Source organism: Tamlana sp. s12 (genome assembly GCF_016767215.1).
Lineage (GTDB): Bacteria > Bacteroidota > Bacteroidia > Flavobacteriales > Flavobacteriaceae > Pseudotamlana > Pseudotamlana agarivorans.
The window spans coordinates 3,010,709-3,036,167 of record NZ_CP068547.1 but is presented as its reverse complement, the minus strand read 5'-3'; the positions used below and the strand labels follow the sequence as shown (position 1 = coordinate 3,036,167).

The 25,459-nt window shown below is 33.6% G+C and carries 25 protein-coding genes; 17 read left to right on the top strand and 8 right to left on the bottom strand.

Translation table 11 applies throughout. The features are described from left to right. Nucleotides 1-5 precede the first annotated feature (5 nt). From JJL45_RS13070 to JJL45_RS13060, 3 genes are read right to left on the bottom strand one after another with little or no spacing between them, the layout of a single operon-like run. Entirely contained in the window at nt 6-620 is a 615-nt protein-coding gene (locus tag JJL45_RS13070; protein WP_068602160.1) for an HAD family hydrolase, read from the bottom strand. Further along, on the bottom strand, nt 613-1,617 hold the full coding sequence (gene ribD / locus JJL45_RS13065) for a bifunctional diaminohydroxyphosphoribosylaminopyrimidine deaminase/5-amino-6-(5-phosphoribosylamino)uracil reductase RibD (RefSeq protein WP_202664159.1): 1,005 nt from the start codon (nt 1,615-1,617) through the stop codon (nt 613-615). The genes JJL45_RS13070 and ribD overlap by 8 nt, the downstream gene beginning before the upstream one ends. A 3-nt stretch (nt 1,618-1,620) precedes the next feature. After that, complete coding sequence (locus tag JJL45_RS13060) at nt 1,621-2,076, bottom strand: LEA type 2 family protein (RefSeq protein WP_068602162.1); 456 nt, start codon at nt 2,074-2,076, stop codon at nt 1,621-1,623. Nucleotides 2,077-2,130: 54 nt separating this feature from the next. Here JJL45_RS13060 and JJL45_RS13055 point away from each other — a divergent pair, with 54 nt between their 5' ends. From JJL45_RS13055 to JJL45_RS13040, 4 genes are all read left to right on the top strand, one after another. Further along, nucleotides 2,131-2,622 carry a GNAT family N-acetyltransferase gene (locus tag JJL45_RS13055; RefSeq protein ID WP_068602164.1) on the top strand — a complete coding sequence of 164 codons (492 nt, stop codon included), beginning with the start codon at nt 2,131-2,133 and terminating at the stop codon, nt 2,620-2,622. Further along, complete coding sequence (gene prmC, locus JJL45_RS13050) at nt 2,619-3,467, top strand: peptide chain release factor N(5)-glutamine methyltransferase (protein WP_068602470.1); 849 nt, start codon at nt 2,619-2,621, stop codon at nt 3,465-3,467. Before JJL45_RS13055 ends, prmC begins: the two co-directional genes overlap by 4 nt. Further along, on the top strand, nt 3,464-5,464 hold the full coding sequence (ligA, locus tag JJL45_RS13045) for an NAD-dependent DNA ligase LigA (protein ID WP_068602166.1): 2,001 nt from the start codon (nt 3,464-3,466) through the stop codon (nt 5,462-5,464). Before prmC ends, ligA begins: the two co-directional genes overlap by 4 nt. Before the next feature lie 91 nt (nt 5,465-5,555). After that, a complete protein-coding gene (locus tag JJL45_RS13040) occupies nt 5,556-6,278 on the top strand; it encodes a hypothetical protein (RefSeq protein ID WP_068602168.1) in 723 nt (240 codons plus the stop codon). Nucleotides 6,279-6,469: 191 nt separating this feature from the next. On the opposite strand, the gene JJL45_RS13035 is transcribed toward JJL45_RS13040, so the two are convergent. Both JJL45_RS13035 and JJL45_RS13030 read right to left on the bottom strand, forming a co-directional pair. After that, nucleotides 6,470-7,381 (bottom strand): bifunctional metallophosphatase/5'-nucleotidase, encoded by a 912-nt coding sequence (locus tag JJL45_RS13035; RefSeq protein WP_068602170.1) that lies wholly within the window; start codon nt 7,379-7,381, stop codon nt 6,470-6,472. Nucleotides 7,382-7,385: 4 nt separating this feature from the next. After that, the gene (locus JJL45_RS13030) at nt 7,386-8,144 is read right to left on the bottom strand and encodes a 5'-nucleotidase C-terminal domain-containing protein (protein WP_068602172.1); all 759 of its coding nucleotides are present in this window, start codon (nt 8,142-8,144) and stop codon (nt 7,386-7,388) included. Nucleotides 8,145-8,202: 58 nt separating this feature from the next. Between JJL45_RS13030 and JJL45_RS13025 the strand changes: the two genes are divergently transcribed. From JJL45_RS13025 to JJL45_RS12965, 13 genes are all read left to right on the top strand, one after another. Further along, nucleotides 8,203-8,724, top strand: coding sequence for a DUF6913 domain-containing protein (locus tag JJL45_RS13025; protein WP_068602173.1), 522 nt, complete (start codon nt 8,203-8,205; stop codon nt 8,722-8,724). A 3-nt stretch (nt 8,725-8,727) separates the two neighbouring features. Then, nucleotides 8,728-9,606 (top strand): 4-hydroxy-tetrahydrodipicolinate synthase, encoded by an 879-nt coding sequence (dapA, locus tag JJL45_RS13020; RefSeq protein ID WP_068602174.1) that lies wholly within the window; start codon nt 8,728-8,730, stop codon nt 9,604-9,606. Between the two features lie 118 nt (nt 9,607-9,724). Next, nucleotides 9,725-10,525 carry an outer membrane protein assembly factor BamD gene (locus tag JJL45_RS13015; RefSeq protein ID WP_068602176.1) on the top strand — a complete coding sequence of 267 codons (801 nt, stop codon included), beginning with the start codon at nt 9,725-9,727 and terminating at the stop codon, nt 10,523-10,525. A 12-nt stretch (nt 10,526-10,537) separates the two neighbouring features. Next, nucleotides 10,538-10,867: a DNA-directed RNA polymerase subunit omega gene (locus tag JJL45_RS13010; protein WP_068602177.1), complete on the top strand. Its 330-nt coding sequence runs from the start codon at nt 10,538-10,540 to the stop codon at nt 10,865-10,867. Between the two features lie 9 nt (nt 10,868-10,876). Further along, nucleotides 10,877-12,082, top strand: a complete 1,206-nt coding sequence (gene coaBC, locus JJL45_RS13005) for a bifunctional phosphopantothenoylcysteine decarboxylase/phosphopantothenate--cysteine ligase CoaBC (RefSeq protein WP_068602178.1) — start codon at nt 10,877-10,879, stop codon at nt 12,080-12,082. Further along, nucleotides 12,082-12,969 carry a DUF4835 family protein gene (locus JJL45_RS13000; protein WP_068602180.1) on the top strand — a complete coding sequence of 296 codons (888 nt, stop codon included), beginning with the start codon at nt 12,082-12,084 and terminating at the stop codon, nt 12,967-12,969. The genes coaBC and JJL45_RS13000 overlap by 1 nt, the downstream gene beginning before the upstream one ends. A gap of 66 nt (nt 12,970-13,035) precedes the next feature. After that, nucleotides 13,036-14,688, top strand: a complete 1,653-nt coding sequence (recN, locus tag JJL45_RS12995) for a DNA repair protein RecN (protein WP_068602181.1) — start codon at nt 13,036-13,038, stop codon at nt 14,686-14,688. 51 nt (nt 14,689-14,739) lie between these two features. Beyond that, nucleotides 14,740-15,561 (top strand): enoyl-ACP reductase, encoded by an 822-nt coding sequence (locus JJL45_RS12990; RefSeq protein ID WP_068602182.1) that lies wholly within the window; start codon nt 14,740-14,742, stop codon nt 15,559-15,561. 108 nt (nt 15,562-15,669) lie between these two features. Further along, on the top strand, nt 15,670-16,668 hold the full coding sequence (locus JJL45_RS12985) for a glycosyltransferase (RefSeq protein ID WP_068602184.1): 999 nt from the start codon (nt 15,670-15,672) through the stop codon (nt 16,666-16,668). Nucleotides 16,669-16,672: 4 nt separating this feature from the next. After that, nucleotides 16,673-17,632: a hypothetical protein gene (locus tag JJL45_RS12980; protein WP_068602186.1), complete on the top strand. Its 960-nt coding sequence runs from the start codon at nt 16,673-16,675 to the stop codon at nt 17,630-17,632. Next, nucleotides 17,629-18,219, top strand: a complete 591-nt coding sequence (coaE, locus tag JJL45_RS12975) for a dephospho-CoA kinase (protein WP_068602187.1) — start codon at nt 17,629-17,631, stop codon at nt 18,217-18,219. Before JJL45_RS12980 ends, coaE begins: the two co-directional genes overlap by 4 nt. A gap of 98 nt (nt 18,220-18,317) precedes the next feature. Then, on the top strand, nt 18,318-19,850 hold the full coding sequence (locus tag JJL45_RS12970; protein WP_082935855.1) for a sensor histidine kinase: 1,533 nt from the start codon (nt 18,318-18,320) through the stop codon (nt 19,848-19,850). Between the two features lie 4 nt (nt 19,851-19,854). Then, the gene (locus JJL45_RS12965) at nt 19,855-20,559 is read left to right on the top strand and encodes a response regulator transcription factor (protein WP_067146124.1); all 705 of its coding nucleotides are present in this window, start codon (nt 19,855-19,857) and stop codon (nt 20,557-20,559) included. Between the two features lie 189 nt (nt 20,560-20,748). On the opposite strand, the gene JJL45_RS12960 is transcribed toward JJL45_RS12965, so the two are convergent. From JJL45_RS12960 to JJL45_RS12950, 3 genes are all read right to left on the bottom strand, one after another. Beyond that, nucleotides 20,749-21,162: a lipocalin family protein gene (locus JJL45_RS12960; RefSeq protein WP_068602190.1), complete on the bottom strand. Its 414-nt coding sequence runs from the start codon at nt 21,160-21,162 to the stop codon at nt 20,749-20,751. A gap of 13 nt (nt 21,163-21,175) precedes the next feature. Next, entirely contained in the window at nt 21,176-21,313 is a 138-nt protein-coding gene (locus tag JJL45_RS12955; protein WP_202664158.1) for a hypothetical protein, read from the bottom strand. A 106-nt stretch (nt 21,314-21,419) separates the two neighbouring features. Continuing rightward, nucleotides 21,420-25,349, bottom strand: coding sequence for a two-component regulator propeller domain-containing protein (locus tag JJL45_RS12950; protein ID WP_242521391.1), 3,930 nt, complete (start codon nt 25,347-25,349; stop codon nt 21,420-21,422). Nucleotides 25,350-25,459: the final 110 nt, after the last annotated feature.

Here is a 25,459-nt window from a genome sequence, read left to right as displayed (position 1 = left end):
AATATTTATTTAAAAAGGTTGCTTTTGGTTTCAAAAAGTGTGCACACATCTTCAGTGCCAGGGGTGATGTGCCAAGTTTTAAAGTTTAGGTTATTGGCGGTTGCTATATTGTCTTTGTTGTCATCTATAAAAAGACATTCATTGGCCTTAATATTGTTGTCTGCTAAAACAAATTCAAAGATATCTGCATTAGGTTTTATAAGATTGATCTCGTGCGATAAGTAAAATTTGTCAAAACAGGCTTTAAATTCATCAAAAAAATCAACGTTTTGTTTGATGTACTCAATATGAAGCGCATTAGTATTACTCAATAAAATGAGTTTGTAATCACCTGATTTTTTTAAGGTCTTAATAAACTCTAATCGAGCCTTAGGGAAATCTTTCAGCATGTAATTCCAAAGATCTATTAATGCTTCTCTCGAAAGTTTTGGGAAGTTTTCAGAATAAAAATCTAAAAATTCTTCTGTGCTAATTAAGCCTTGTTCGTAAAAACTGTTGAAGCCTAAAATTTCATCTGGAAAGCTGTCTATTTCCATGGTTTCAAAGGCGTTTTGTTGAGAGCCGGGAATATCTAAATTGATAAAAACATTACCAAAATCGAATATTATAGTATTAATCATTGTTGTAAATTTTAAGAGTATCAGAAATGATGTTTTCTTCGTGTATTAGTTGACCAGAGAATCGTGGTGCTTTGGTGCCTTTTTGGAAGTGAACAGGTCCTGTAAAAACTCGGGCCTCGTCCCAAAGATTTTCATCAATAAAGGTTTGTAAAGTTTGCGCGCCACCTTCAATAATGACAGAATTGATTTCCATATCAAATAAAAGGGCGCAAATTTGTGAAGCGATAGGTTTTGAGAAATCAATAAGGTCTTTAGTGATGCTTAAAGTTTTTGCTTCATTATTAAAAACAGATAGGTCTCTGGAAAGCTTCTGGTTTTTATCAATGGCAATTCTAATCGGGTTTTCACCCGTCCAATCTCTAACAGTTAGGCTAGGGTTGTCTTCTATAACGGTGTTTGTACCAACTAGAATAGCTTGTTCTTCCATGCGCCATTTATGTACCAAAATTCTGGAATAAGGGTTGGTAATCCACACGGGAGCTTGAACTTCTTTTTTTTCTGGAGATAAAAAACCGTCTTGACTTTCGGCCCATTTTAAAATAATATAAGGACGTTGTTTGTTGTGAAAGGTAAAAAAGCGCTTGTGATGCGATTTACAGAGGCTTTCTAATACACCCACAGTAACATGGCAACCTGCTTCTTTTAATTTGGTGATGCCTTTACCCGCTACTTTTTCATTATCGTCGATACAACCAATAACAACCTTAGGGATTTGATGTTTGATAATCAAATCACTGCAAGGTGGGGTTTTACCATGGTGTGAGCACGGTTCTAAGGTGACGTAAATGGTCGCTTCTTTAAGTAGGTCTTTATTTTCAACCGATTGGATGGCATTAACTTCCGCATGGTTTCCTCCAAATGGGCTGGTGAATCCTTCGCCAATAATTTTATGGTTATGAACAATTACACAGCCCACCATTGGGTTAGGTCTGGTGGAGCCTAATCCGTTTTTAGCAATTTCAATGCAGCGTTTTATATAGACTTCGTTACTGTTCACTAATTATAGTTTTATTTCTATGTTCTCGGTTTTGTCGATATTATAGGTTCTTGAAAATCCAAAAACTTTATATTTTATGTCTCCTTTATATTGTACTTTAATGTTTTTATTCAAAAAACTGCCCAAGATGCTGCTTAGGTTTTTACTACTAAACAAACTATCTGTTGGGATTTTTGAAGTTAAAGGAATTGAAAACTCCTTATTAGCCGGAACCTCAAAGGTCTCAGAAGTTACGGTTGCTATATCATTATCATTAACAAAAACTTTTAGTCCGTTGGTTGAAAGTTCGCCTCCAACAGAATTCGGGTTTTTAAAATGGGCTTCAGCATTTAAAATGATGTATTGGGCATTGTATTCTGAAACTTTGACATGATGAACACCTAGAAATTCAGGTTTTTCTTGAACTGAACAACTAAAAAGTGCTAAGCATAATGTTGATAAGATTAATAGCTTTTTCATTTCTATTTAGTTTTGATTTGGCGTATCTTCACGTATTCTTAAAGTCTAATTAAAGTGGGTAAAGATACTACAGTTATTCGAGAAATTGAAGCTAAGGATAATGCTCAAATTGAGGGTGTTATCAGAGCGTGTTTTTACGAATTTAATATTCCTTTGGAAGGTACAGCTTACACCGACCCCGAAACATCACTTATGTTTGAGGCTTACCAAAATGAAAATGACGTGTACTTTGTACTCGATTTTAAAGGTGAAATTCTTGGTGGATGCGGACTAAAACCGTTGATAAATCATGAGTCTGAAATTTGCGAAATTCAGAAAATGTACTTTTCGCCCCAAGTAAGAGGTAAGGGATTTGGTCATCTTTTGTTGCAAAAATGTATTAGTGCAGCAAAAGAATTAGGTTATAAAAAGTGTTATTTGGAATCAGCACCACAATTAAAAGCGGCTATTCACCTTTATGAAGAAAATGGCTTCGTTCATTTAGATGCCGCATTAGGAAACACAGGACATCATGCTTGTGGTATATGGATGATAAAAGAATTATGAGACTAAAAGATATACAAAAGAAGTTTCACGCCGAATTAGATAGTCTCTATGCAACAGAGGAAGTCAATAGTTTTTTCTATACGCTTATCGATGTGTTTTATAAAGTTTCGCGTATAGATTTAGCGATGGATACCGAGCTTAGTATTGATGACGATGAACCCATTGAAAAGGCTTTAAATCAACTTATAAAACACAAGCCTATTCAATACATTATTGGGGAAACTGAGTTCTACGGCTTACCGTTTAAAGTGAATAAAAATGTGTTAATCCCTAGGCCAGAAACAGAAGAGCTTGTCGAGTGGATTTTAAAACATAAAAAAGAAGATGAAACGCTTAATATTTTAGATATTGGTACCGGTAGCGGCTGTATAGCCATTTCTATCGCTAAACATTTAAAAAATGCGTCGGTGTATGCACTCGATATTAGCGAAAAAGCCTTAGAAGTCGCTAAAGGAAATGCATTGCTTAATGATGTTCATGTTGAGTTTATTAATGCTGATATTCTTACAATCGATTCCATAAAAGATTTAAAGTTTGATATTATCGTTTCGAATCCGCCTTACATAAGAGAAAAGGAACAACGCCTAATGAAGCCTAATGTTTTGGAGAACGAACCGCATTTGGCCTTGTTCGTTAAAGACGATAATGCCTTGCAGTTTTATAAGGCCATTACAGAGTTTTCAGTACATAATCTGGTTGAAAATGGCGAATTATTATTTGAAATTAATGAGTTTTTAGGAAATGAAATGATTCGTCTATTACAAAAACATCAATTTTCTAACATAGAATTAAAACAAGATATCTTTAGAAAAGATAGAATGATAAAAGGAGTAAAGCATTCATGAATACAGTTGAACAAGAAATAAAGCGTCTGCGCGACGAGTTAAACGCTTATAATTACAGTTATTACGTTTTGGATCAGAAGGAGATATCGGATTACGATTTTGATTTAAAACTGAAAACGCTTCAAGATTTAGAATTAAAACATCCAGAGTTTTTTGATTCGAACTCGCCAACACAACGGGTAGGCGGAGAAGTCACCAAAAATTTTGAAACCATAATTCATGAACATCGCATGTATTCTTTAGATAATTCGTATTCTAAAGAAGATTTACAAGATTGGGAAAACCGGATAAAAAAAATGGTTGATGGCGAGATTGAGTATGCTTGTGAATTAAAATATGATGGCGCTTCTATTAGTTTAACTTATGAAAACGGGGTGTTAGTTAAAGCTGTGACGCGTGGTGACGGATTTCAAGGTGATAACGTGACGGCCAATGTAAAAACCATAAAATCGGTGCCTTTACGATTGAAAGGTGATTTTCCTGATAAATTTGATATCCGAGGAGAAATAATTTTACCTTTTGATGGCTTTAATAAAATGAATGAAGAGCGCATTGAAATAGGTGAGGAGCCTTATAGAAACCCGAGGAACACGGCCTCAGGGAGTTTAAAGCTTCAGGATAGTGCCGAGGTAGCTAAACGTCCATTAGAGTGTTTGTTGTATAATATCACTGGAAATAATTTAGGCATTTCTTCTCAAATTGAAAGTTTAGAAAAAGCAAGACAGTGGGGATTTAAAGTACCAGATGCGTCTAAATTAGCCCATTCCATTGATGATGTTTTAGAATTTGTAAACTATTGGGATAAAAACCGACATCATTTAGCTTATGAAACCGATGGCGTGGTGATCAAAGTTAATAGTTTACAGCACCAGGAAGAGCTTGGTTATACCGCGAAGGCCCCGCGCTGGGCTATGGCTTATAAGTTTAAAGCCGAGCAAGTTTCAACAAAATTAAACAGTATTAGTTATCAAGTTGGAAGGACGGGAGCTATAACTCCGGTTGCCAATTTACAACCTGTCGAACTGGCCGGAACAACAGTAAAACGTGCTTCCTTGCATAATGCCGATCAAATTGAAAAATTAGATATAAGAGTAGGCGATGAAGTTTATGTTGAAAAGGGCGGTGAGATCATTCCAAAAATTTTGGGAGTTGATTTACTTAAACGTGTTCCAGAATCGACCCCTACACAATATATAACGCATTGTCCGGAATGTAGCACGCCTTTGGTACGTCAAGATGGAGAAGCACAGCATTACTGTCCTAATTATAATGGATGTAAACCACAGGTAATTGGCAGGATTCAGCATTATATATCTAGAAAAGCGATGGATATTGATGGCTTGGGTGGTGAAACAGTAGCCTTGTTAGTTAATGAGCATTTAATTTCAAATTATGCCGATTTATATACGTTAACAAAAGAGCAAATAGTGCCTTTGGAGCGTATGGCTGAAAAAAGTGCTGACAATTTAATTAAAGGTATTGAACAGTCTAAAAATATTCCTTTCGAACGTGTTTTATTTGCTTTAGGTATTCGTTATGTAGGTGAAACGGTGGCTAAAAAATTAGCGAAACATTACAAGAGTATTGATGCTATTATGGTTGCTTCTCAAGAAGATTTAGTTGCCGTGGACGAAATAGGTGTTAAAATCGCTGAAAGTGTTCGTTTGTTTTTTGATGCCGAAGAGAACGTGCACATTGTAAACCGATTAAAAGACTTTGGTGTACAATTAGAAATGAGTGAGGAGCAGTTAAAAGGTCAAACAGAATTGCTTAAAGGAGACATCGTTGTCATTACAGGTGTTTTTGAAAAAGTGTCTAGAACAGAGCTTAAAAAACTTATTGAAGATAACGGTGGAAAAGTGAGTAGTTCGATTTCATCTAAAACCAGTTATATTGTAGCAGGAGCAAATATGGGGCCTAGTAAAAAGGAAAAAGCTGAAAAATTGGGCGTTTTATTAATTTCTGAGGACGAATTCTTACATAAAGTTGGAGTCTAGTTTATTTGGTATGTGAAATAAGGCTTATCTTAAATGTTTCGTCCTATTTTCGTTTATATTTGTTCTTAATTAGAAATGAATCATTGTTTATATGGTAAAACCCAGAGTTCTTGGTGTTTTTATAGCGCTTGTTTATTCGTTGTTTATTTATTTACAGATAAAAGATAATGACGTTGTGGCTAACTATTTAGAGGCTCTCTTGGTGCCTCTAGTGGCTTTAGGGTACCTGATTTTTGAAAAGAAGAAAACGGTTTATTTTTCCCTTTTTATTCTACTTTATGCGGTTTCAGATCTGTTAGATTTTATTGTTGATTACATTAATTACGATGTTTATTACTATGTGGGTAATATATTATATATGTTCGGGTACTCATTTTTAATGTTGGAAATTTTAAAATCTACGGATTTTAATTATCTGAAAAAGCGTTTTAAAATTCATTTGGTCGTACTGTTTGGTTTAAGTGTGTATCTCATTTATGTGCTTCAGGATATAGTAAGTCCCTTTGTAGAGTTTACAAATAAGTATTATATAGAAATCGTATATAATGCGCTACTAGTTGCGTTATTATCTTTAGCCTTGCTGAATTATATTCATAAGGAAAATAAAAAAGCTTTGTTTTTATTTCTGGGTGTTATTTTAATTGTGTTTTCCGAATTTATTTGGGTGGCCGATAATTACATTGTTAAGAAAAATCTACTCACCATTATTTCTTCAACCTTAGCTTTAGGTGCTTTCTTTTGCTTTTATAAGCAGGTGCAATATTCTGTAGAAGAAGGTGAAGAGTCGCGGGTGGCACTCGATAATGAATTTTAAGGAATGAATCTCAGATAATGTTACTAGAGAAAAGTAGACAATATTGATAGTTGAAGCTTTATGTCATGTAAAGCTTCTCTAAAAATTTTGACCTAAGTGTGAATCAAAATCGATTTAGGAAAGCTTAACTTCATAAATTAAATTTTATGGACTTTTCAGTTAGCCTTCTAAACCGGTCTAATATCAGAGGGTTAAACGCTAATGGAAACCCCTTCTGCAGAAATGTTTTTATTGGAATCAAAATAAAAATCGATACGCCCAACATTAATGCCGTAACATCCTACCTGGTTAACAAGCGTATTTTTGCCTTCAATATTTTTTACGACTGTAGGTTTTGATAAAAAAGTGTGTGTATGTCCTCCTATAATTAAGTCGATGTTTTTGGTCGCTTTTGCAAGTTTGATGTCTGAAATCTTATCAGAATTGTATTCGTATCCTAGATGTGATAAACAAATAACCAAATCGCAACCTTTCTCTTCCTTTAAAATTCGTGTCATATCTTGGGAAATTTCAACGGGGTCTAGGTATTTGGTTTCTTTGTAATTCGTATCCGTAACTAAGCCTTTTAACTCAACTCCTAATCCAAAAACACCGATGCTAATACCGTCCTTTTTAAAGATTTTATAAGGTTTACAATGGGTGTCCATTACTGTATTTGTAAAATCATAATTCGCCGAAATAAACTCAAATTCTGCGTGTGGTAACTGAGCATAAAGTCCCTCTATACCATTATCGAAATCATGATTTCCGATAGTTGCAACGTCATATTTTAATTTACTCATGAGTTTGAATTCCAATTCCCCACCGTAGTAATTAAAATATGGTGTGCCTTGAAAAATATCGCCAGCATCTAATAACAGCGTGTTGGGGTTTTCTTTTCGGATACTTTCAATTAATGTTGCTCGTCTTGCAACACCGCCCTGGTTTGGGTTCCGAGGGTCGTCAGCTGGAAAAGTATCGATGTGACTATGAACATCATTGGTGTGTAAAATAGTAATTTTCTTAAAATTATTTATAGTTGAAAATGATTGTAACCCCAGCCCTCCAAGTGATATTAATGCTGTGCCTGCTGATGCTTGTTGTATAAAATTTCTACGTTTCATAATCTTAATTTATCTTAATAAATCTGTTGTCACGAACAGGGGAGATGCTATCTACTTTCATAAAATAATCAATTAATGTATTTCTTATTTTATAATCTAATGTGTATAAGTTTTCGTTTGGCTGAAAGAAAGTCATGCTATCTCCACCTTGATATAGATAATCATTGGTGGCAACGTAATAAGTTTTGTTTGGATCGATAGGTGTCCCATTAATTTTAGATGCAACTAAGGTGTTATTTTTGTCTATCGTAATTTGTAATTTTGAAATTGGGTGCGCTTTTCGTGCTTTTACAAGGTAGTTCACCAAGTCATTGACTTGGTTTCCTTTAATAGCGGCGACCACAAGGCTGTTCTCAAAAGGCATTAACTTGAAAGCGGTTCCTTTTGTAATCGCTCCCTTAGGTAAATTTGAGCGAATGCCTCCGTAATTCAATAAGACCATATCAATATTATGGCCGGTTCTTTTTAAGAATATGGGATTGGCTTGTTCGTAGGCTATATCGGCCATTAAATTGCCAAGAGCTGTATTTAATTCACCGTCTGTTTTATCGTAGGTTTTAGGAGAAATTGCAATAACACTATCTAAATCTTTTTGAATATGTTCGCGATACGGCGCTATGTATTGATCTATTTCGGAATCAAGTTCTAGCTTATCAGTGACTTGTATTTGTTTTCCTTCTATTTTAGAAAGTTGTACATCACTATTTTTACAATGGAGTAAAAGGAAAAAAAATAACAAATAAATTAAATGTGTAAACCTCATTCTTTAATCTTAAATATTGAACGTACTTTTGCTACCTTTGCGCAAATTATAAAGATAAATGATTTTAAAGGTTTTTAAAGAAAAATCTATAAAAAAGCGTATTAATATATTGTTAGCTGAACGCGTAGTGAAACCTGATAACTCGGCTGCAAAAACATTAGGAGTCCTTATAAATATAGATGAATTTAATGATGTAGCTGTATTTGAAAAAATGGCTAAGGAGATTAAAATTCAGCCTAATAATTTTAAAATTATAGGGTTTTCTGTAAATAAGAAAAACGAGCTTAATGCTATAGGGACTTGTTATTATCTAGAAGATTTTAACAGAAATGGTCAAGTGAAAAATGTTGAGTTGCAATCCTTTTTGGATTATGATTTTGATATTTTGATTAATTATTACGCTGAAGATATATTGGAATTGAAATTGTTAAGCGTGCTTTCTAAAGCAAAACTAAAAATTGGTATTCTGCAACAGGATGAACGTATAAACGATTTGATAATTAAAACTGAATTAAAAGATTTTAAAGTATTTAAAACAGAGCTTTTTAAATACCTAACGATATTAAATAAAATTAATTAAAGCATGAATAGTAAGTTTCTAGGAACTGGAGTGGCGTTGGTAACACCTTTTAATAGCGATTTAAGTATCGACCATAGCGCGTTAACAAATATTGTAAATTATAATATTGAAAATGGTACAGATTACTTAGTGATTTGTGGTACTACGGCTGAAAGCGCAACTTTAACGAAGTTAGAAAAAAAGGAGGTAATTGAAACGATCTCTAAGACTAATAATGGTCGTGTGCCTTTAGTTTTAGGTATTGGAGGAAATAATACTGCTGCAGTTATCGATGAAATTGAAAGTACCGATTTAAGAGGTATTGATGCTATTTTATCGGTTGTTCCATATTATAGTAAGCCAACTCAAGAAGGGTTTTATCAGCATTTTAAGGCTATCTCAGAAGTTTGCCCAATAGACATTATTCTTTATAATGTTCCTGGTCGAACTGCAAAAAATATGGAGGCAGGAACCACCATTAAATTAGCTCAGAACTTTGAAAATATAATCGGGGTTAAAGAGGCTGGTAATAACATGTCTCAGTACTACGATTTAATTAAAAATAAGCCGGAGGATTTCTTAATTATTTCTGGAGACGACGATTTAGCGCTTGGGGTTGTTTTAGCTGGTGGAGCAGGAGTGATTTCTGTAATCGGACAAGGTTTCCCAAAGGACTTTTCAGAAATGATTCGTTTAGGATTAAAAGGTGATGCAAGTGCAGCCTTTAAATTGCATTTTAAATTGATTGATGTGATTGGATATATCTTTGAGGAAAATAATCCAGCGGGTATAAAAGGGGTGTTTGAAGCTTTAAACTTATGTAGAGATACAGTGAGATTACCTCTAGTTCCTGCGTCGGATGCTTTAAAAGCTAAGATCAAAGCCTTTGTTGATAATTATTAGTCGTGTTAAATATTACTTAAACCTTATTTTTATAGAGGTTAAGCATTTAATTTAGCTTTGAAATTATATTTTTAAAATCCATATTAATCACTTAATTTTGCATCCTGTTTAAAAATTTATGAACAAGCTTTTATATTTACTAGTAGTATTCACAGTTTTAACAAGTTGTAGCGAATATCACAAGACTTTAAAGGCGGAAGATGTTTCCGCGAAATTTAAATTAGGTGAGTCGTTATACAATGAGGGAGAATTTACTAAAGCCAATGCGCTTTTTGCTCAAATTGTTCCCAACTATAGAGGTAAGCCTCAGGCTGAAAAACTCATGTACTTGTATTCGAAATCTTTTTATGAGATTAAAGATTATTACGTTGCAGGTTATCAGTTCGAGCGATTTGCTTCCAGTTATCCTAAAAGTGAAAAATTAGAAGAAGCTTCTTTTTTAGCCGCTAAAAGTTATTATATGCTATCACCGGTGTATAGTAAGGATCAAACAGAAACGAAGAATGCTATAGAAAAACTTCAAGATTTTATCAATGCCTTTAGAGAATCTAAATACGTTCCTGAAGCTAACGCCTTAACCAAGGAGTTGTCTGATAAACTAGAAAAGAAAGCCTTTGAAATAGCTAAGCAGTACAATACGATTTCAGATTTCGAAGCGGCCATTAAGTCATTTGATAATTTTATTTTCGAAAACCCAGGGTCTTCGTATTTGGAAGATGCTTACTTTTATAAGCTAGATTCGGCTTTTAAGTTGGCTGTTAATAGTATTGAAAGTAAGAAGAAAGGTCGTTTAGAGGCCGCTAAAGAATATTATTTAGATTTTAAAAATGATTATGCCGATTCAAAATATCAGGAAGATGTTGAAGAAATGGCAGTTGAAATAGAAGAAGAATTACAAAATTACAGCTCACAAAGTTAAACATTTATAACAATGGATTTAAAAAAAACCAATGCTCCAGTTAATACGATTACGTACGACAGAAATCAAATAGATGAGCCTACAGAGAACATCTATGAGTCAATTTCTATTATCGCAAGGCGTGCTGAGCAAATTAATACAGAGATTAAAAAAGAACTTATCGATAAGTTAGAAGAATTTGCTACTTATAACGATAGTCTTGAAGAAATCTTTGAAAACAAAGAGCAAATTGAGGTTTCTAAATTTTACGAAAAATTACCAAAACCTCATGCTTTAGCCGTTCAAGAATGGTTAACTGATAAAATTTATTTCAGAAATACTGAGGATGACGCTCAGGAATAATTTCTTTATATGAGTATTTTAAGCGGCAAAAACATACTGTTAGGCATTACGGGTGGTATTGCCGCTTATAAAACAGCTTCACTTGTAAGGTTGTTCGTGAAATCTGGTGCCAACGTAAAAGTTGTGATGACACCAGCTTCAAAAGAATTTGTAACACCTTTAACACTATCTACACTTTCTAAAAATCCGGTTTATTCGACTTTTACAAACGAAGACGAAGGTACTGAGGCGTGGAATAATCACGTCGATTTAGGACTCTGGGCAGACCTTTTAATTGTTGCTCCAGCAACCGCCAATACTTTAGCTAAAATGGCTAATGGGGTATGCGATAATTTATTGATGGCGACTTACCTTTCTGCAAAGTGTCCCGTATATTTTGCGCCTGCCATGGATTTAGACATGTATAAGCATGCGACAACAAAACAATCCTTTGAAAAGCTTAATACCTTTGGAAACATTATGATTCCAGCCACGAGTGGAGAGCTAGCTAGTGGATTGGTAGGAGAGGGCCGTATGGCAGAGCCTGAAGAAATCCTTAGTTTTATTGAAGCCGATGTTTTAGGGAAATTACCTTTAAGAGGTAAAAAAGTATTAATTACAGCAGGGCCAACTTATGAGGCTATCGACCCTGTTCGTTTTATAGGCAACCATTCTAGTGGTAAAATGGGCTTTGAAATAGCCAAAACAGCTGCTAATCTTGGTGCCGAAGTGATCTTAATTAGCGGTCCTACTGCTCAAAAAGTATCTCACAGTTTAATTCAACAGGTTCCAGTAGTGAGTGCTGAAGATATGTTTAATGCTGTGCATACGTATTTTAATTCGTGTGATATTGCTATACTTTCTGCAGCAGTAGCCGATTATCGACCAAAAGAAGTAGCTCATCAAAAAATAAAAAAGAAGTCTTCGACGTTAACACTAGAGCTGGAAAAGACAAAAGATATTTTAGCTTCCTTAGGTGCCATTAAAAAACAACAATACCTCGTTGGTTTTGCTCTTGAAACTCATGATGAACTTGAAAATGCCAAAGGAAAACTAGAAAGAAAGAATTTAAATTTAATTGTTTTAAATTCGTTAAAAGATAAAGGAGCTGGTTTTAAAGGTGACACTAATAAAGTTACTTTTATTGACGATCAAGATAACATCACAGCATTTGAATTAAAAACCAAATCTGAAGTCGCCATTGACTTACTAAACAAAATTATATCTCATATTTAATGCGTAGCATAGTCGTTTTATTACTAATTTTTATCGGATTTAAAGGTGTTTCGCAAGAACTAAACTGTAAAGTTGTCGTTAATGCGCAGTTAACAGGAAATGAAAATTTTCCCATTTTTAATACTTTAGAAAAGGAACTTACCGAATTTGTTAATAATAGAAAATGGTCGAATAAAACGTTTAAGTCTCAAGAACGTATAAATTGCAGTATGGTTATTAATGTAACGAACTATAGTGGCGAATCTTTTCAAGGTACGATTCAAGTGCAATCTTCACGCCCTATTTATGGTTCTTCTTATAGTACACCGGTATATAATTTTAATGATAAAGACTTTAATTTTAATTATTTAGAATTTCAAAATCTCATCTATAACGAATCTCAATACGAATCGAACTTAATTTCAGTGTTATCTTTTCATGTATATATGATTTTAGCTTTGGATGCCGATACGTTTTCTCATCATGGGGGAGAAGCATACTATGAACAAGCTCAGGTAATTACAAATTATTCACATCAAGGTAATTACAAAGGGTGGAAAGTTGAAGACGGTTTACAAAGTCGTTTCGCGCTTATAGACAATATTTTGTCACCAACCTTTAAAGAGTATAGAAGTGTACTATACGATTACCATAGAAAAGGCTTGGATGTTATGCATCAAGATGTAAAGGAAGGAAAGGAAGCCATAGCAGCAAGTTTGATGGAATTTGACGCCATGAACAAACGCCGTCCAAATTCTTTTTTATTGCGTGTGTTTTTTGATGCTAAATCCGACGAAATTGAAGACATTTTCACCGAAGGACCCAATGTAAATGTTGCTAAAGTGAAGGAATTACTTCAAAAAGTAGCCCCTATGTACAGTAGTAAATGGCAAAATATTAAGTACTAAAACTTAGTATATTTTTTAAGCCACTTTCACTATATTTAATTTTTATTTCTAATACTTTTCAAAGCTTTGCTAACCTCACTTTCTATAAAAAATTATGCCCTTATCGATGCTATGCAGGTCGATTTTAATTCGGGTTTTTCTATCATTACTGGTGAAACTGGAGCTGGTAAATCCATTCTTTTAGGAGGATTGTCCCTTATTCTTGGTAAACGTGCCGATTTAAGTAGTTTGAAAGATGCTTCAGAAAAATGTATTATTGAAGCTGTTTTTGATGTGTCAAAATATCATTTAAAAGCGCTGTTTGAGGCCGAAGATCTTGATTATGATGCTAATACCATCATCCGTAGAGAAATTTTACCTTCAGGGAAATCTAGAGCCTTTGTGAATGATACACCTGTAAATTTATCAAGCCTACAGGTGCTTGGTGAGCGTCTTATCGATATTCATTCGCAGCATCAAACCATGCAACTTACTAGTAACGATTTTCAATTTCAGGTTATCGATGCCTTGGCAGGAAATGAAGACTTACTACACAACTACAAAGTAGAACTTAAAGTTTATAAAAGATTACAAAAAGAACGTGATGAATTGTTAGTATTTAAAGCAGAGGCTATTAAAGAACACGATTATAATACTTTTTTGTTGAATGAATTGATTGAAGCAAACCTTGTTGACGGTGAGCTTGAGAGTCTTGAAGAAGAATATGAAACCTTAAACAATATTGAAGGCGTAAAGGAAAAACTATCTGAAGCCTATCAGTTGTTAGATGATGAGCAAATTGGTGTGATTGCTTCTTTAACAACTTTAAAGAATGTATTACAAAAGTTAGAAGGCTATTCTTCAAAATACAAGACACTTTTTGAAAGAGCCAATAGCAGTTTGATTGAATTGGATGATTTGTTTGGGGAAGTAAACGGTTTTCAAGAAGATTTAGAAGCCGATCCAAATCGTTTAGAGGTTGTTGATGCTAAATTGAAGTTACTACATAGTTTGATGCAAAAACACGTGGCAACAACGGTTCTAGAACTTATAGAGATTAGAGATCGCCTAGAAGACAAAGTTTCTGTCACCGAAAACCTCGATGAGACTCTAAAACAGAAAGATGAAGAAATAGCTTCTCAACAGGAAGTATTAAATAAGATTGCTAAACAGATTCACGATAATCGTGTTAAAGTCATCCCAGATTTAAAAGTTCAATTGGAGGCACTACTAAGCAGTTTAGGTATGCCTAATGCTCAATTTAAAATTGAAGCCCACCTTGACAAGGAATTTTTTATCAATGGAAAAGACCGTTTAACATTTTTATTTTCCGCAAATAAAGGTGGTAGTTTTAATGAGTTGAAAAAAGCAGCTTCGGGAGGTGAATTGTCTCGTATTATGCTGTCTATAAAATCTATACTAGCCAAATATATTCAGTTACCAACCATGATGTTTGATGAAATTGATACAGGAGTTTCTGGAGAAATTTCAAATAAAATGGGTGATATTATGCTGGAAATGAGTAAAACCATGCAAGTGTTTTCAATAACGCATTTACCACAAATTGCTGCTAAAGGTCACGCGCATTTTAAAGTGTTTAAAGAAGATGTGGACAATAAAACCCAAACAAACTTAATCAGGTTAAATCCTGATGAACGTATTGTAGAAATAGCCCAAATGCTTGGTGGTAAAGAAATGTCATCATCGGCTATTGCTCATGCTAAAGAATTACTCAATTAATTACTATCTTTGTCGCCGAATTAATTTATTAAAAAACAAGAAACTAGATATATGTACAACTTATTAAAAGGAAAGAAAGGGATCATTTTTGGAGCATTAGACTCAAATTCAATTGCTTGGAAAACTGCCGAACGCGTTCATGAAGAAGGCGGTGAGTTTGTATTAACTAATGCACCTGTTGCTATGCGAATGGGACAAATTAATGAGTTAGCTGAAAAAACAGGATCTCAAATTATTCCTGCCGATGCCACTTCTCTTGAAGATTTACAAAAACTTGTAGAGCAATCTATGGAGATTTTAGGAGGAAAAATTGATTTCGTACTACATTCTATTGGGATGTCTATTAACGTTAGAAAAGGAAATCATTATACCAATCAGAATTATGATTTCACGCAAAAAGGAACTGATGTTTCTGCTATGTCTTTTCATAAAGTGATGCAAACCTTGTACAAAGCAGATGCTATGAACGAATGGGGTAGTATTGTAGCGTTAAGTTATATGGCAGCACAACGTGTATTTCCTGATTATAATGATATGGCCGATAATAAAGCATATCTAGAAAGTATTGCGCGTAGTTTTGGTTATTTCTTCGGAAAAGATAAAAATGTAAGAGTAAATACTATTTCACAATCTCCAACACCTACAACTGCTGGTAGTGGTGTAAAAGGATTTGATGGTTTTATTGCTTATGCCGATAAAATGTCTCCACTAGGTAATGCAACCGCTTTAGATTGTGCTAATTATACGGTTTCTCTGTTTAGTGACTTAACAAAACGTGTGACTTTACAAAATCTTTATAACGATGGTGGGTTTAGTAACATGGGTGTAAGTACCGCAGTTATGGAAGCCTTTGTTGAAAACGAAACAAAGTAAAAACACTATAAAATATGAAAGAGCCACCTGTTGTTAGGTGGCTTTTTTGGTTTAAAGTTAATCGGTTATTATCATTTGTTTTGATGTTGCTTTCTTTATTTTTGTAATATGTCTATAGCGTTTTCATTTATAATTCCTGTTTACAACCGGCCCGATGAAATTCAAGAACTTTTAGAGAGTTTCAAATCTCTAGAAGGTAATTTTTCATATGAAATTGTTATTGTGGAAGATGGTTCTGATATATCTTCGGAAGCTATCGTGAAGGCCTTTCAGTCGCATCTAAATATCGCTTATTATTACAAACCCAATTCTGGACCTGGAGATTCTAGGAATTTTGGTATGCGTAAGGCTAAAGGCAATTATTTTATCATTTTAGATTCCGATTGTATATTACCAACAAGCTATTTAAAAGCCGTTGATAATAGTTTAACTCACGATTTTGTTGATTGTTTTGGTGGTCCAGATACGGCTCATGAATCGTTTTCAAACCTTCAAAAGGCGATTAATTTTTCAATGACCTCTTTTATCACCACAGGAGGTATACGGGGTAAAAAGGGGAGTGTAGATAAGTTTCAGCCAAGAAGTTTTAACATGGGATTGTCCAAGCAAGCTTTTGAATCCTCTCATGGCTTTGGTAAAATTCATCCTGGAGAAGATCCTGATTTGTCTATTAGATTATGGAAACTGGGATTTAAAACCAAATTGATTCCTGAGGCTTTCGTGTATCATAAACGCCGAATTTCCTGGGAGAAATTCTATACGCAAGTTCATAAATTCGGATTGGTACGTCCTATTTTAAATTTATGGCACCCCGAGTCTAAAAAGATAACCTATTGGTTTCCTACACTGTTTAGTGCAGGTTTACTATGTGCCATAGGGCTTAGTTTTTTCAAAATAAAAATCTTCTTAATAGCCTATTTATTGTATTTTGTAGTAGCTTTTATATTAGCTTTAGTGAGTTCTAAAAGCCTAAGTGTTGCTTTATTAGTTATTCCAGCCATTATGATTCAGTTTTTCGGATATGGATATGGTTTTTTAAGATCAACATGGGCGGTTTCTGTATTAGGTAAAAAACCAGAAATTCAATTCCCAAAACTATTTTTTTAATCGTATGCTTAATACCTTAAAGTCTAAATTATTAAGTTCAATAAAAAATAAAAGAATCAATGTGTTTCTTTTATTTCTATTGTTTGCTTTTGTCATCTTAATTATTTCTAAATTATCTAAATCCTATACAGACACCATTCCTTTTAAGGTTGAAAAAGTAAAAATTCCTCAAGAGTATGTGATTTTAGATGATTCTGTAACTATGAACATCACTTTAAAAACACACGGTTTTAGATGGTTGAAGTATTATTTTACACAGCCTAAAGTGACAGTAGATTTTAGTAAAGACGTTCAGAAAAATGACCAAGCCTTTGTATACAATAAAACAAAAGCCTATTTAAATAATACGCAGTTTGATAAGGAAGTGGAGATATTAAATATTTCACCAGATAAAATAGCCTTTCGCTATGGCGTAAATTTGGTCAAAAAAGTTCCTGTTAAAATCAAAGCTGAAGTGCATTATGCCCTTGGTTTTAATACTTCTGATGAGATTCGAGTTGAGCCCGACTCGGTAGTAGTAGTGGGTCCGGACGTTTTGGTTTCTAAAATCAAATACCTAGAAACAGAAGCGAAGCAAATTAATGAGGTTCGAACTCATTTAAACCAACCATTGAAGCTTAAATTCCCAGAAAACAAATCAGAAGTGCAGTATTCTGTTTCTCAAGTGAACTTAAAAGCTAACGTTGAGAAATTTACAGAAGGCACCTTGAAAATTCCAGTAAAGGTCATTAATACACCAAAAAATAGTGTTGTGAATTACTTTCCAAAGGCGGTTAGTGTCTCCTATTTTGTAAGCTTAAATAATTTTGAACGAATTACAAAGAAAGACTTTGAAGTGGTATGTGATTTTGAGAAAATGCATGATGATCAAAATTTCTTAATGCCCGAATTGGTTAAGGCCCCAGAACTAGCGAAACATTCAAAAATTAGTCAGCAACGTATCGAATTTATTATTACAAAATGAAAAAAGTCGGACTTACAGGCGGTATAGGCAGTGGGAAAACCACTGTTGCAAAAATGTTTCAAGAACTCGGTGTACCCATTTACATTGCTGATGATGAAGCTAAAAAGCTCATGAATGAATCAAGTGTATTGAGACAAGAACTAACGCAATTATTTGGAGAAAATGCGTATCTTAATGATGGTTTAAATAGGCCTTATATAGCTAATATTATTTTTAATGATAAAACCTATCTCCAAAAAATGAATTCGATTGTGCACCCTAGGGTTGCCGAGCATTTCAAGAAGTGGGTTTTAGAACAAAAATCACCTTATGTTATAAAAGAAGTGGCCATTTTATTTGAAAACGGAGGCCATAAGGCTTGCGATCTCGTAATAAGTGTCACAGCACCTAAAAATATTAAAATCGAACGCTTGTTAGAGAGAGATGATACAACGGTTGAAAAGATTGAAAATATCATGAAAAATCAATGGTCTGATGAAGAAAAAATAAAGCTTTCAGATTTTGTGGTTTTTAACACTGTTTTAGAGGAAACTTATACTCAAGTCTTAAAAATACATGAGGAAATTTTAAGAAATCTTAAATTTTAACATTTTTGTTAATGTAAGGTTAAATGATAAGATTTTTAATGTTAAAATGTTAATTTTGATCGATGAGTAAAAGGATATTTATCTTATTAATTATACTGATGAGCTTGTCGCTAATCGGTATTATTGCTATTCAGGCTTATTATATTAATGATTCTGTAAATAATGAAAGAAATCGGTTCAAGTCCAATGTCGTTACCGTTTTAAACAACGTTTCCAATACGATTGAAGAAAATGAATTCGAAAAATATTTTACAGAGTATTTAAGTTTAGATAAAGAAAAAAAAGCTGACGAGGATGCTGTCTCTCAACTGTTAATTTACAGGAAAAACAACAGCACGAAAGAAACACTTATTTATAAAAGTAACGTTTTACAAGAGGATTATAAATTGTCCTCATCGCTCTTTGATATTGGTTTAGATAGCCTAGATATAACAAACATCATAGGAAATTCAACTACCGAAATTTATAGTAATTTAGAGTCGGCAGATAAAGATCTTAAAAGTCCGATTTCTAAAATTATTAGAAGTGGTACCATCGATGAAGCCCAAAAACTGAGTTTTGAGAAAAACTTCAAAGAGGTTTTAAAAAGAAAACCGGTTCATAAAAGGGTTTCTGAAGAGGAAATCAAAACTTTATTAGCCGAAAAATTGGCTAAATATGGTATTGGTATTGATTTTGAATTTGCCATTTACGGTAATGATTTAGCAACCAAAGTACATAGTGATAATTTCGATTATCATAAAGATTCTACTTTCGGAGTGCCTATTTTTTATGATGAAAATAACCGTAGTCTTTATAGGTTGTTAGTTAATTTTCCAGATAAAAGAAAGTTTATCTTATCTGGCGTTATTGGGATGATAACACTCTCCATAATGTTTACACTAATTATTATTTTGGCTTCTGGTTTGGCATTGTATCAACTGGTGAAACAACGTAAAATTTCGGAAATTAAAACCGATTTTATTAATAACATGACCCATGAGTTTAAAACACCAATAGCTACTATTAACTTGGCATTGGATGCGATTAGAAACCCGAAAGTGATTGCCGATCAAGAAAAAGTGGTTCGTTATTTATCGATGATCAAGGAGGAGAATAAAAGAATGCATGCTCAGGTAGAAAATGTTTTAAGGATATCTAAATTAGAAAAGAACGAGCTTAACATTAATAAAGATAGGGTAAACCTACATGAGTTAATCGAAGATGCTATTACTCATGTTGAGTTAATTGTGGAGGATAGACAAGGCTATATAAAAACGTTTTTAAATGCGGAGAAGACATCGGTTTTAGCCAATGAAACGCATTTTACAAACGTGATAGTTAATATGCTGGATAATGCTATAAAGTATTCTCCTGAAGCCCCAAGAATAGAAGTGTATACAGAAAATGTAGGCACTAATGTTTTATTAAAAGTAAAAGATCACGGGAGCGGAATGAGTAAAACAGCCGCTAAAAAAGTGTTTGAGAAATTTTATAGAGAACACACCGGTAATATTCATAACGTTAAAGGTCACGGGTTAGGTTTGGCCTATGTTAAAAGAATAGTAGAAGACCATCAAGGTCATGTATCAGTAGAAAGTGAAAAAGACAAAGGAAGCACATTTACAATAAAGCTACCGCTAATATCATAATATCATGGAAGAGCAAAAAAAGAGAATATTATTAGTAGAAGACGATCCTAATTTTGGAACGGTTCTTAAGGATTATTTAATGATGAATGAATATGAAGTCACACATGCCAAAAATGGTATGGAAGGTTTTGAAAAATTCAAAAAAGATGATTTTGACTTGTGTATTCTAGATGTTATGATGCCTTATAAAGATGGCTTCACCTTAGCTAAAGAGATAAGAGAGAAAAACACAGATGTTCCCATTATTTTCTTAACCGCTAAAACAATGAAAGAAGATGTTTTAAAAGGTTATAAGGTTGGGGCAGACGATTACTTAAATAAGCCGTTTGATAGTGAAGTGCTTTTAATGAAAATTAAGGCCATTATTCAACGTAAGGCTACAGAAACTATTTCCGATAGCAAGCAATTTGAGTTTAAAATTGGTGAATTCGATTTAAATTCAAAATTACGCTTCTTAAAGTTTAAAGGTGGAGAGCCTGTTAAATTATCTCCTAAAGAAAATGAGTTATTACGCTTATTAGCCCTTCACGAAAATGATTTAATGCCTCGTGAATTAGCGCTTACAAAAATTTGGCGTGACGATAATTATTTTACTTCGCGTAGTATGGACGTTTATATTGCAAAGTTACGTAAATACTTAAAGCTTGATGAAAAAGTAGAAATACTAAACATCCACGGAGAAGGTTTTAGGTTGGTTGTAAATAATTAAAATCTAACCATGATAATAAATAAAAATCCAGCAATACGCTGGATTTTTTTTTTGTAGAATTCCATAACATAGGTAGGTTTTATTTTCTGTATTTGACCAAGAGAGACCAGAAATTTAAGAGGACTGGTAGGTGATTAAGGGCGTTCTAGATAATAGCATGTTTTATCTTTTCAAGAAGTATGTTGTTTACTAGCCTGGAGTTCTGTCAAACCTAATTATTTCACCGTCATTAACATTTTTAAGGACCAGTTCATCATCAGAGATTTCCTCGATATTTACTTCAGTAACATCAGCTCCAAAAGTAATGGTGATTTTTATATTGTTTGATAAGGTATATTCAGCAATAATGGCCCCGAGCGATTCGCAGGTCCCAGAGTTATCATCATAAATATCAAGAATAGCATCCCCATTATCCATAAATTCCACGTAGCCGTTTTTCTCGCAATCGGTAAAATTACCTGGGCTTTTAGATTCTTGATACCATTTTCCTGTGGTTAATAACTCCCTGGTTGTTTTTTCTGAAGAGTCACCATTATCGTCGTTGCTACAGCTTGGTGCAAATATTATTAAGCACGCAAAGCAAATTGTTTTTAGAATTTTCATAATGTTGCATGGTTTAGGTTTTAATAAATTTTATTGTTTTAATTACTTTATTGTCTAATAGGATTTTAAGTTCATATTTTCCTTTTTTAAGATGGTCGATACTCATAAATACCGTAGCCTCTTTATCAGTATTATCAGTGTTGTTGTTCATGACCCTTAAATATTGCCTAGGGTAAAATTAAGAGGATAAAGCGTGATAGGATACTCCATATGTTTCAAAGTATAGAATATATGTTCCAAAGAAGTGTTTTCTGAGTTTAAAACGGATTATCAATATACTCGTGCGGGGTACAAGCATAAACCTCTTTAAAACATTTAATAAAATAGGAGGGGGTATTGAAACCTGCTTGGTAGCCAACTTCAGCAACGGTGACATCGGATTGTTTAAGCAACTCTTTTGCTATTTTTAAGCGTTGTAGACGAATAAACTCGCTAGTACTCGTATTGGTTATCGCTTTTAACTTGCGGTGTAATTGTGTTCGACTTAAAGCCATTTTTGAGGCAAACATTTCACTATTAAATTCAGGGTTGGTAACGTTTGTGTCTATGACCTCTTGCAAATGTTTTAAGAATTCAGATTCTGTAGAAGAAACAGCTAATTTCGGACTAATACTTAGTGTTTCACTAAAGTGCTTATGGACTTGTTTTCTGTTTTCAAGTAAATTCCTAATAATGATTTTAAGCTTATCTGAATTAAATGGTTTTGTAATATATGCATCTGCTCCTGTTTTTAAACCTTCAATTTCATGCTGTTCACCAACCTTGGCAGTTAATAAAACAACGGGAATATGACTGGTGGCTGGGTTATTTTTTATGGATTCACACAAGTCGATACCATTTTTAATAGGCATCATGATATCACTAATTATGATATCTGGATTTGTTTTTATCGCCTTTTGAAAGGCTTCTTGGCCATTAGAAGCTTTGGAGATTTGATATTCATTTTTAAATATTGATGTGGTAAACTCTAGAATATCGATGTCATCTTCCACAACCAAAATAAGAGCTGTGTCTTCTGAAGTTTCCTTATGTTTTATATTAGGTATAATTGAATTTTTTGGAGTTGTTTCTGAGCAAACGAAGTCACTTTCATTAAAAGCTTCCTTATTTATCGGCAGAGAAACGGTGAACTGAATTCTGTTATTGCCCAAGCTATTGGCGACAATGGTTCCTTTAGAAAGATTTACTAAATCACGAACTAAAGCTAAACCTACACCTACACCATCCGACATTTCATTGTTCTGATAAAAGCGTTGAAATAGAAGGCTCAAATCTTTCTCTCCGATTTGTTCGCTGCTGTTAATTACCGACAGTACGAGAAATGAGTCTTGCCTATTGGCTTCAAAAATGATGTCTGTTTTTTTAGTCGCATATTTTATAGCATTAGAGAGTAAATTAGAACAAATTTTTTCTATCATGTCACTATCATACCATACATCATTTAAATTATGAATCTTTGACACTATTTTTAAATCATTTTTATTCGCATGATACTGAAATGCATTTGCAATCTGTTTAAGTAATAACCCCAAGTTTCCTTGAGCCACCTTAAGTTTTATCTGACCGGAATCTATCATAGACAGGTTCAGCATTTGGTCTACTAAATTTAAAAGGCGATTAGCGTTTTGCTTCACTAAATTAAGTTCCTTTTTATCCTTAGGAGCTAATTCAGCTTTGTTTAGTTGATTTGTTATTGGTCCTAAAATAAGCGTTAATGGTGTTCTAATTTCATGAGAGATATTGGTGTATAGCTTCGTTTTATATTCATCCAATTTCTTTAAACGATTGGTTTCTGTATTTTCAAACTGCAATTGCATTTTCATATGCCACCGTACTTTGGCCAAATAGTACACTAAATAGCTTAGAAGAATAAAAATAATGTTATAGAATATTATGGCATAAACACTTAAATACCAAGGCTTATTTATTTTAAATGTGTATTTGGCCGGGCTCTCATTCCATACGCCATCATAGTTACTAGAAATAACTTTGAAAGTATAAGTGTTTGGGGGTAAATTGGTATAGTGTGCAAGATTGAAATTTTTTGAAATAACCCAATTCTCATCATGATTTTCTAATTTGTATTTAAAGGTACTACGTTCTGGCGAAGAAAAATGAAGACTAGAAAAAGTAAAGCTTATGGTATTTTCATTATGCTTTAATTCTAGGTTATTGGTCATTTCTCGATTTTTAGAAAACACTTCAAAAGAGGAAATAATGGTTTTAGGTTTTACTTTATTGTAAGTAAGTTCATTAGGTTTAAACCAATTTATGCCTTCTAAACCGCCAAAAAATAGGGTGCCATCCTCACTTTTAAAATAAGCCCCCGTGTTAAATTCAGAACCTTGTAAGCCATCGTCAGCGCTAAAGTTTTCGAAGGCCCCATTAGACTTGGAAGTGCTAAATCTGCTAAGTCCATTATTGGTACTTAACCATAAATCGTCTGAAGTCCCTTCTAAAATGCCATAAACCACATTATTGGGGAGACCGTCTTCTTTCTTATATGTAATAAGTGTGTTTTCCTTAATGTTGTATTTAATTAATCCAGAACCGTTCGAACCAATCCAAAGGACTCCGTTTTTTATAAATAAGGTTTTAATTTTATAGTGGAGTTGTTTAACCTCTTTTATTTCATCGGTTTTGGTATTTATTCTATAAACACCTGCGTTATCGGTTCCAGCCCAAATGATGCTATCGTTTTCTTTAACTATGGCTCTAACGTTGTTAATAGGAAGACTAGAATTACTTTGATTATAGGTTTTAAGAATCCCTAAGTTTTTATCAAAAAGTACAATGCCACTTTCGGTGCATAACCAACGTCTATCTTTAGTTTCCGCTAAAATTCGCCAAATGGTATGTTTGGATAGTTCTGGATAGTTGATAAAAACTCCTGAATTATTCAGAATGTTTAGGCCGTTGACTTGATGTCCAATCCAAAGTTCATGATCAAAATCATTCAAACTTATAATTCTATTACTTGATAATGTTGAATTGTTTTCCGTAAAGGTTTTATACGATAGATTTTTTAAATTGAAACAAGTCAGTCCTTTTCCTGATGTGCCAATCCAAACGTTGTTTAAAGCATCGGTATTTATGCACCTCACCATATCCACGTTTATATCATGAGGTACTTGGTTATTCGTTAAAATATTAAATTTAATGAGATGTTCATCGTAATAATTAGCGCCGGTACCATCCGATCCATACCAGACAACCCCTGTTTTATCCTCGAATAAACAAAGCATGTCGTTATAATGAATGGCAAAAGGATTGCTTTTGTTAGCTTTAAAGTTTTTTGCTTCTTGGGTTTCATGGTTTATTAGAAAAATGCCATCGCCATAAGTAGCAATCCATAAGCGATTTTTACTGTCTACTAGTAAATCTTCGACATTTATATTATTAGGTACGTTATCGTGATAAAACTTTTTAAATTCTTGAGTATGGGGAGGTTTATAAAATATACCATCACCATAGGAACCCAACCATAACGTACCGTCTTTAGTAGCTGCCAAAGTACTGTAGTTGCACTGGTTTGTATGGTCAACATCTATTCTTTTTAGACCAGAAGCTTCAGAATAATTAAAAACACCATGAGAGGTGGCCATGAATAAGCTGTTATTGGTCTCTAAAAATTCGTAAACGGTCTGATTATTCAAGTCTTTAAAAGAAAGCTCTGTCGTTTCTTTGGTTGAGGGATTTATTTTTATCACCCCGTGATTATAGGTTCCTAAATACAAGTCATTTTTGCTATCCTGATAAATGGAGTTAATACCGTATGGTGTTTTAACTGAAATAAAGGTGTCGGTTTTTGGATGGTAGTATTCCAATTTTCCGCTATATGTAATTAGCCAAAGTTTGTTTTGGTTGTCTATATAGACCTTGCCTAATTTACTAAATCGCGATCGCGTTTTGTCTTCAAACTGTTTATCGTAATACTTGAATTCCCTACCGTCGTATTTGTTTAGCCCATCTTGCGTTGCGAGCCACAAATACCCAATACTGTCTTGAGCGATGCTAATTACGCAGTTTTGTGATAAGCCGTGCTCTATAGTAAGCGCTTTAAATGCAAACTGCTTATCAAGCGTTTTTTGGGTTTTTATATTTTGCGAAAAACCCCATTGAACAGATAACACCCCGATTGTAAAGATGGCATAGAAAACAATGGTATTTATAAAGTGCGGTTTCAATAATAATTATTTTTTCGTCTTTGGGGCGAAAGAACTTTATTATCAATAGTTTAATGAATTTAAGCAATTTTTATGACTTAAAGGGCAGATTAGAAACGTAAGAATTTATT

Coding starts and splice junctions, on each gene's coding strand:
- JJL45_RS13070 (WP_068602160.1), bottom strand. CDS start 620: ATGATTAATACTATAATATTCGATTTTGGTAATGTTTTTATCAATTTA.
- JJL45_RS13060 (WP_068602162.1), bottom strand. CDS start 2,076: ATGAAAAAGCTATTAATCTTATCAACATTATGCTTAGCACTTTTTAGT.
- prmC (WP_068602470.1), top strand. CDS start 2,619: ATGAGACTAAAAGATATACAAAAGAAGTTTCACGCCGAATTAGATAGT.
- ligA (WP_068602166.1), top strand. CDS start 3,464: ATGAATACAGTTGAACAAGAAATAAAGCGTCTGCGCGACGAGTTAAAC.
- JJL45_RS13040 (WP_068602168.1), top strand. CDS start 5,556: ATGGTAAAACCCAGAGTTCTTGGTGTTTTTATAGCGCTTGTTTATTCG.
- JJL45_RS13035 (WP_068602170.1), bottom strand. CDS start 7,381: ATGAAACGTAGAAATTTTATACAACAAGCATCAGCAGGCACAGCATTA.
- JJL45_RS13030 (WP_068602172.1), bottom strand. CDS start 8,144: ATGAGGTTTACACATTTAATTTATTTGTTATTTTTTTTCCTTTTACTC.
- JJL45_RS13025 (WP_068602173.1), top strand. CDS start 8,203: ATGATTTTAAAGGTTTTTAAAGAAAAATCTATAAAAAAGCGTATTAAT.
- dapA (WP_068602174.1), top strand. CDS start 8,728: ATGAATAGTAAGTTTCTAGGAACTGGAGTGGCGTTGGTAACACCTTTT.
- JJL45_RS13015 (WP_068602176.1), top strand. CDS start 9,725: ATGAACAAGCTTTTATATTTACTAGTAGTATTCACAGTTTTAACAAGT.
- JJL45_RS13010 (WP_068602177.1), top strand. CDS start 10,538: ATGGATTTAAAAAAAACCAATGCTCCAGTTAATACGATTACGTACGAC.
- coaBC (WP_068602178.1), top strand. CDS start 10,877: ATGAGTATTTTAAGCGGCAAAAACATACTGTTAGGCATTACGGGTGGT.
- JJL45_RS13000 (WP_068602180.1), top strand. CDS start 12,082: ATGCGTAGCATAGTCGTTTTATTACTAATTTTTATCGGATTTAAAGGT.
- JJL45_RS12990 (WP_068602182.1), top strand. CDS start 14,740: ATGTACAACTTATTAAAAGGAAAGAAAGGGATCATTTTTGGAGCATTA.
- JJL45_RS12985 (WP_068602184.1), top strand. CDS start 15,670: ATGTCTATAGCGTTTTCATTTATAATTCCTGTTTACAACCGGCCCGAT.
- JJL45_RS12980 (WP_068602186.1), top strand. CDS start 16,673: ATGCTTAATACCTTAAAGTCTAAATTATTAAGTTCAATAAAAAATAAA.
- coaE (WP_068602187.1), top strand. CDS start 17,629: ATGAAAAAAGTCGGACTTACAGGCGGTATAGGCAGTGGGAAAACCACT.
- JJL45_RS12970 (WP_082935855.1), top strand. CDS start 18,318: ATGAGCTTGTCGCTAATCGGTATTATTGCTATTCAGGCTTATTATATT.
- JJL45_RS12965 (WP_067146124.1), top strand. CDS start 19,855: ATGGAAGAGCAAAAAAAGAGAATATTATTAGTAGAAGACGATCCTAAT.
- JJL45_RS12960 (WP_068602190.1), bottom strand. CDS start 21,162: ATGAAAATTCTAAAAACAATTTGCTTTGCGTGCTTAATAATATTTGCA.
- JJL45_RS12955 (WP_202664158.1), bottom strand. CDS start 21,313: ATGAACAACAACACTGATAATACTGATAAAGAGGCTACGGTATTTATG.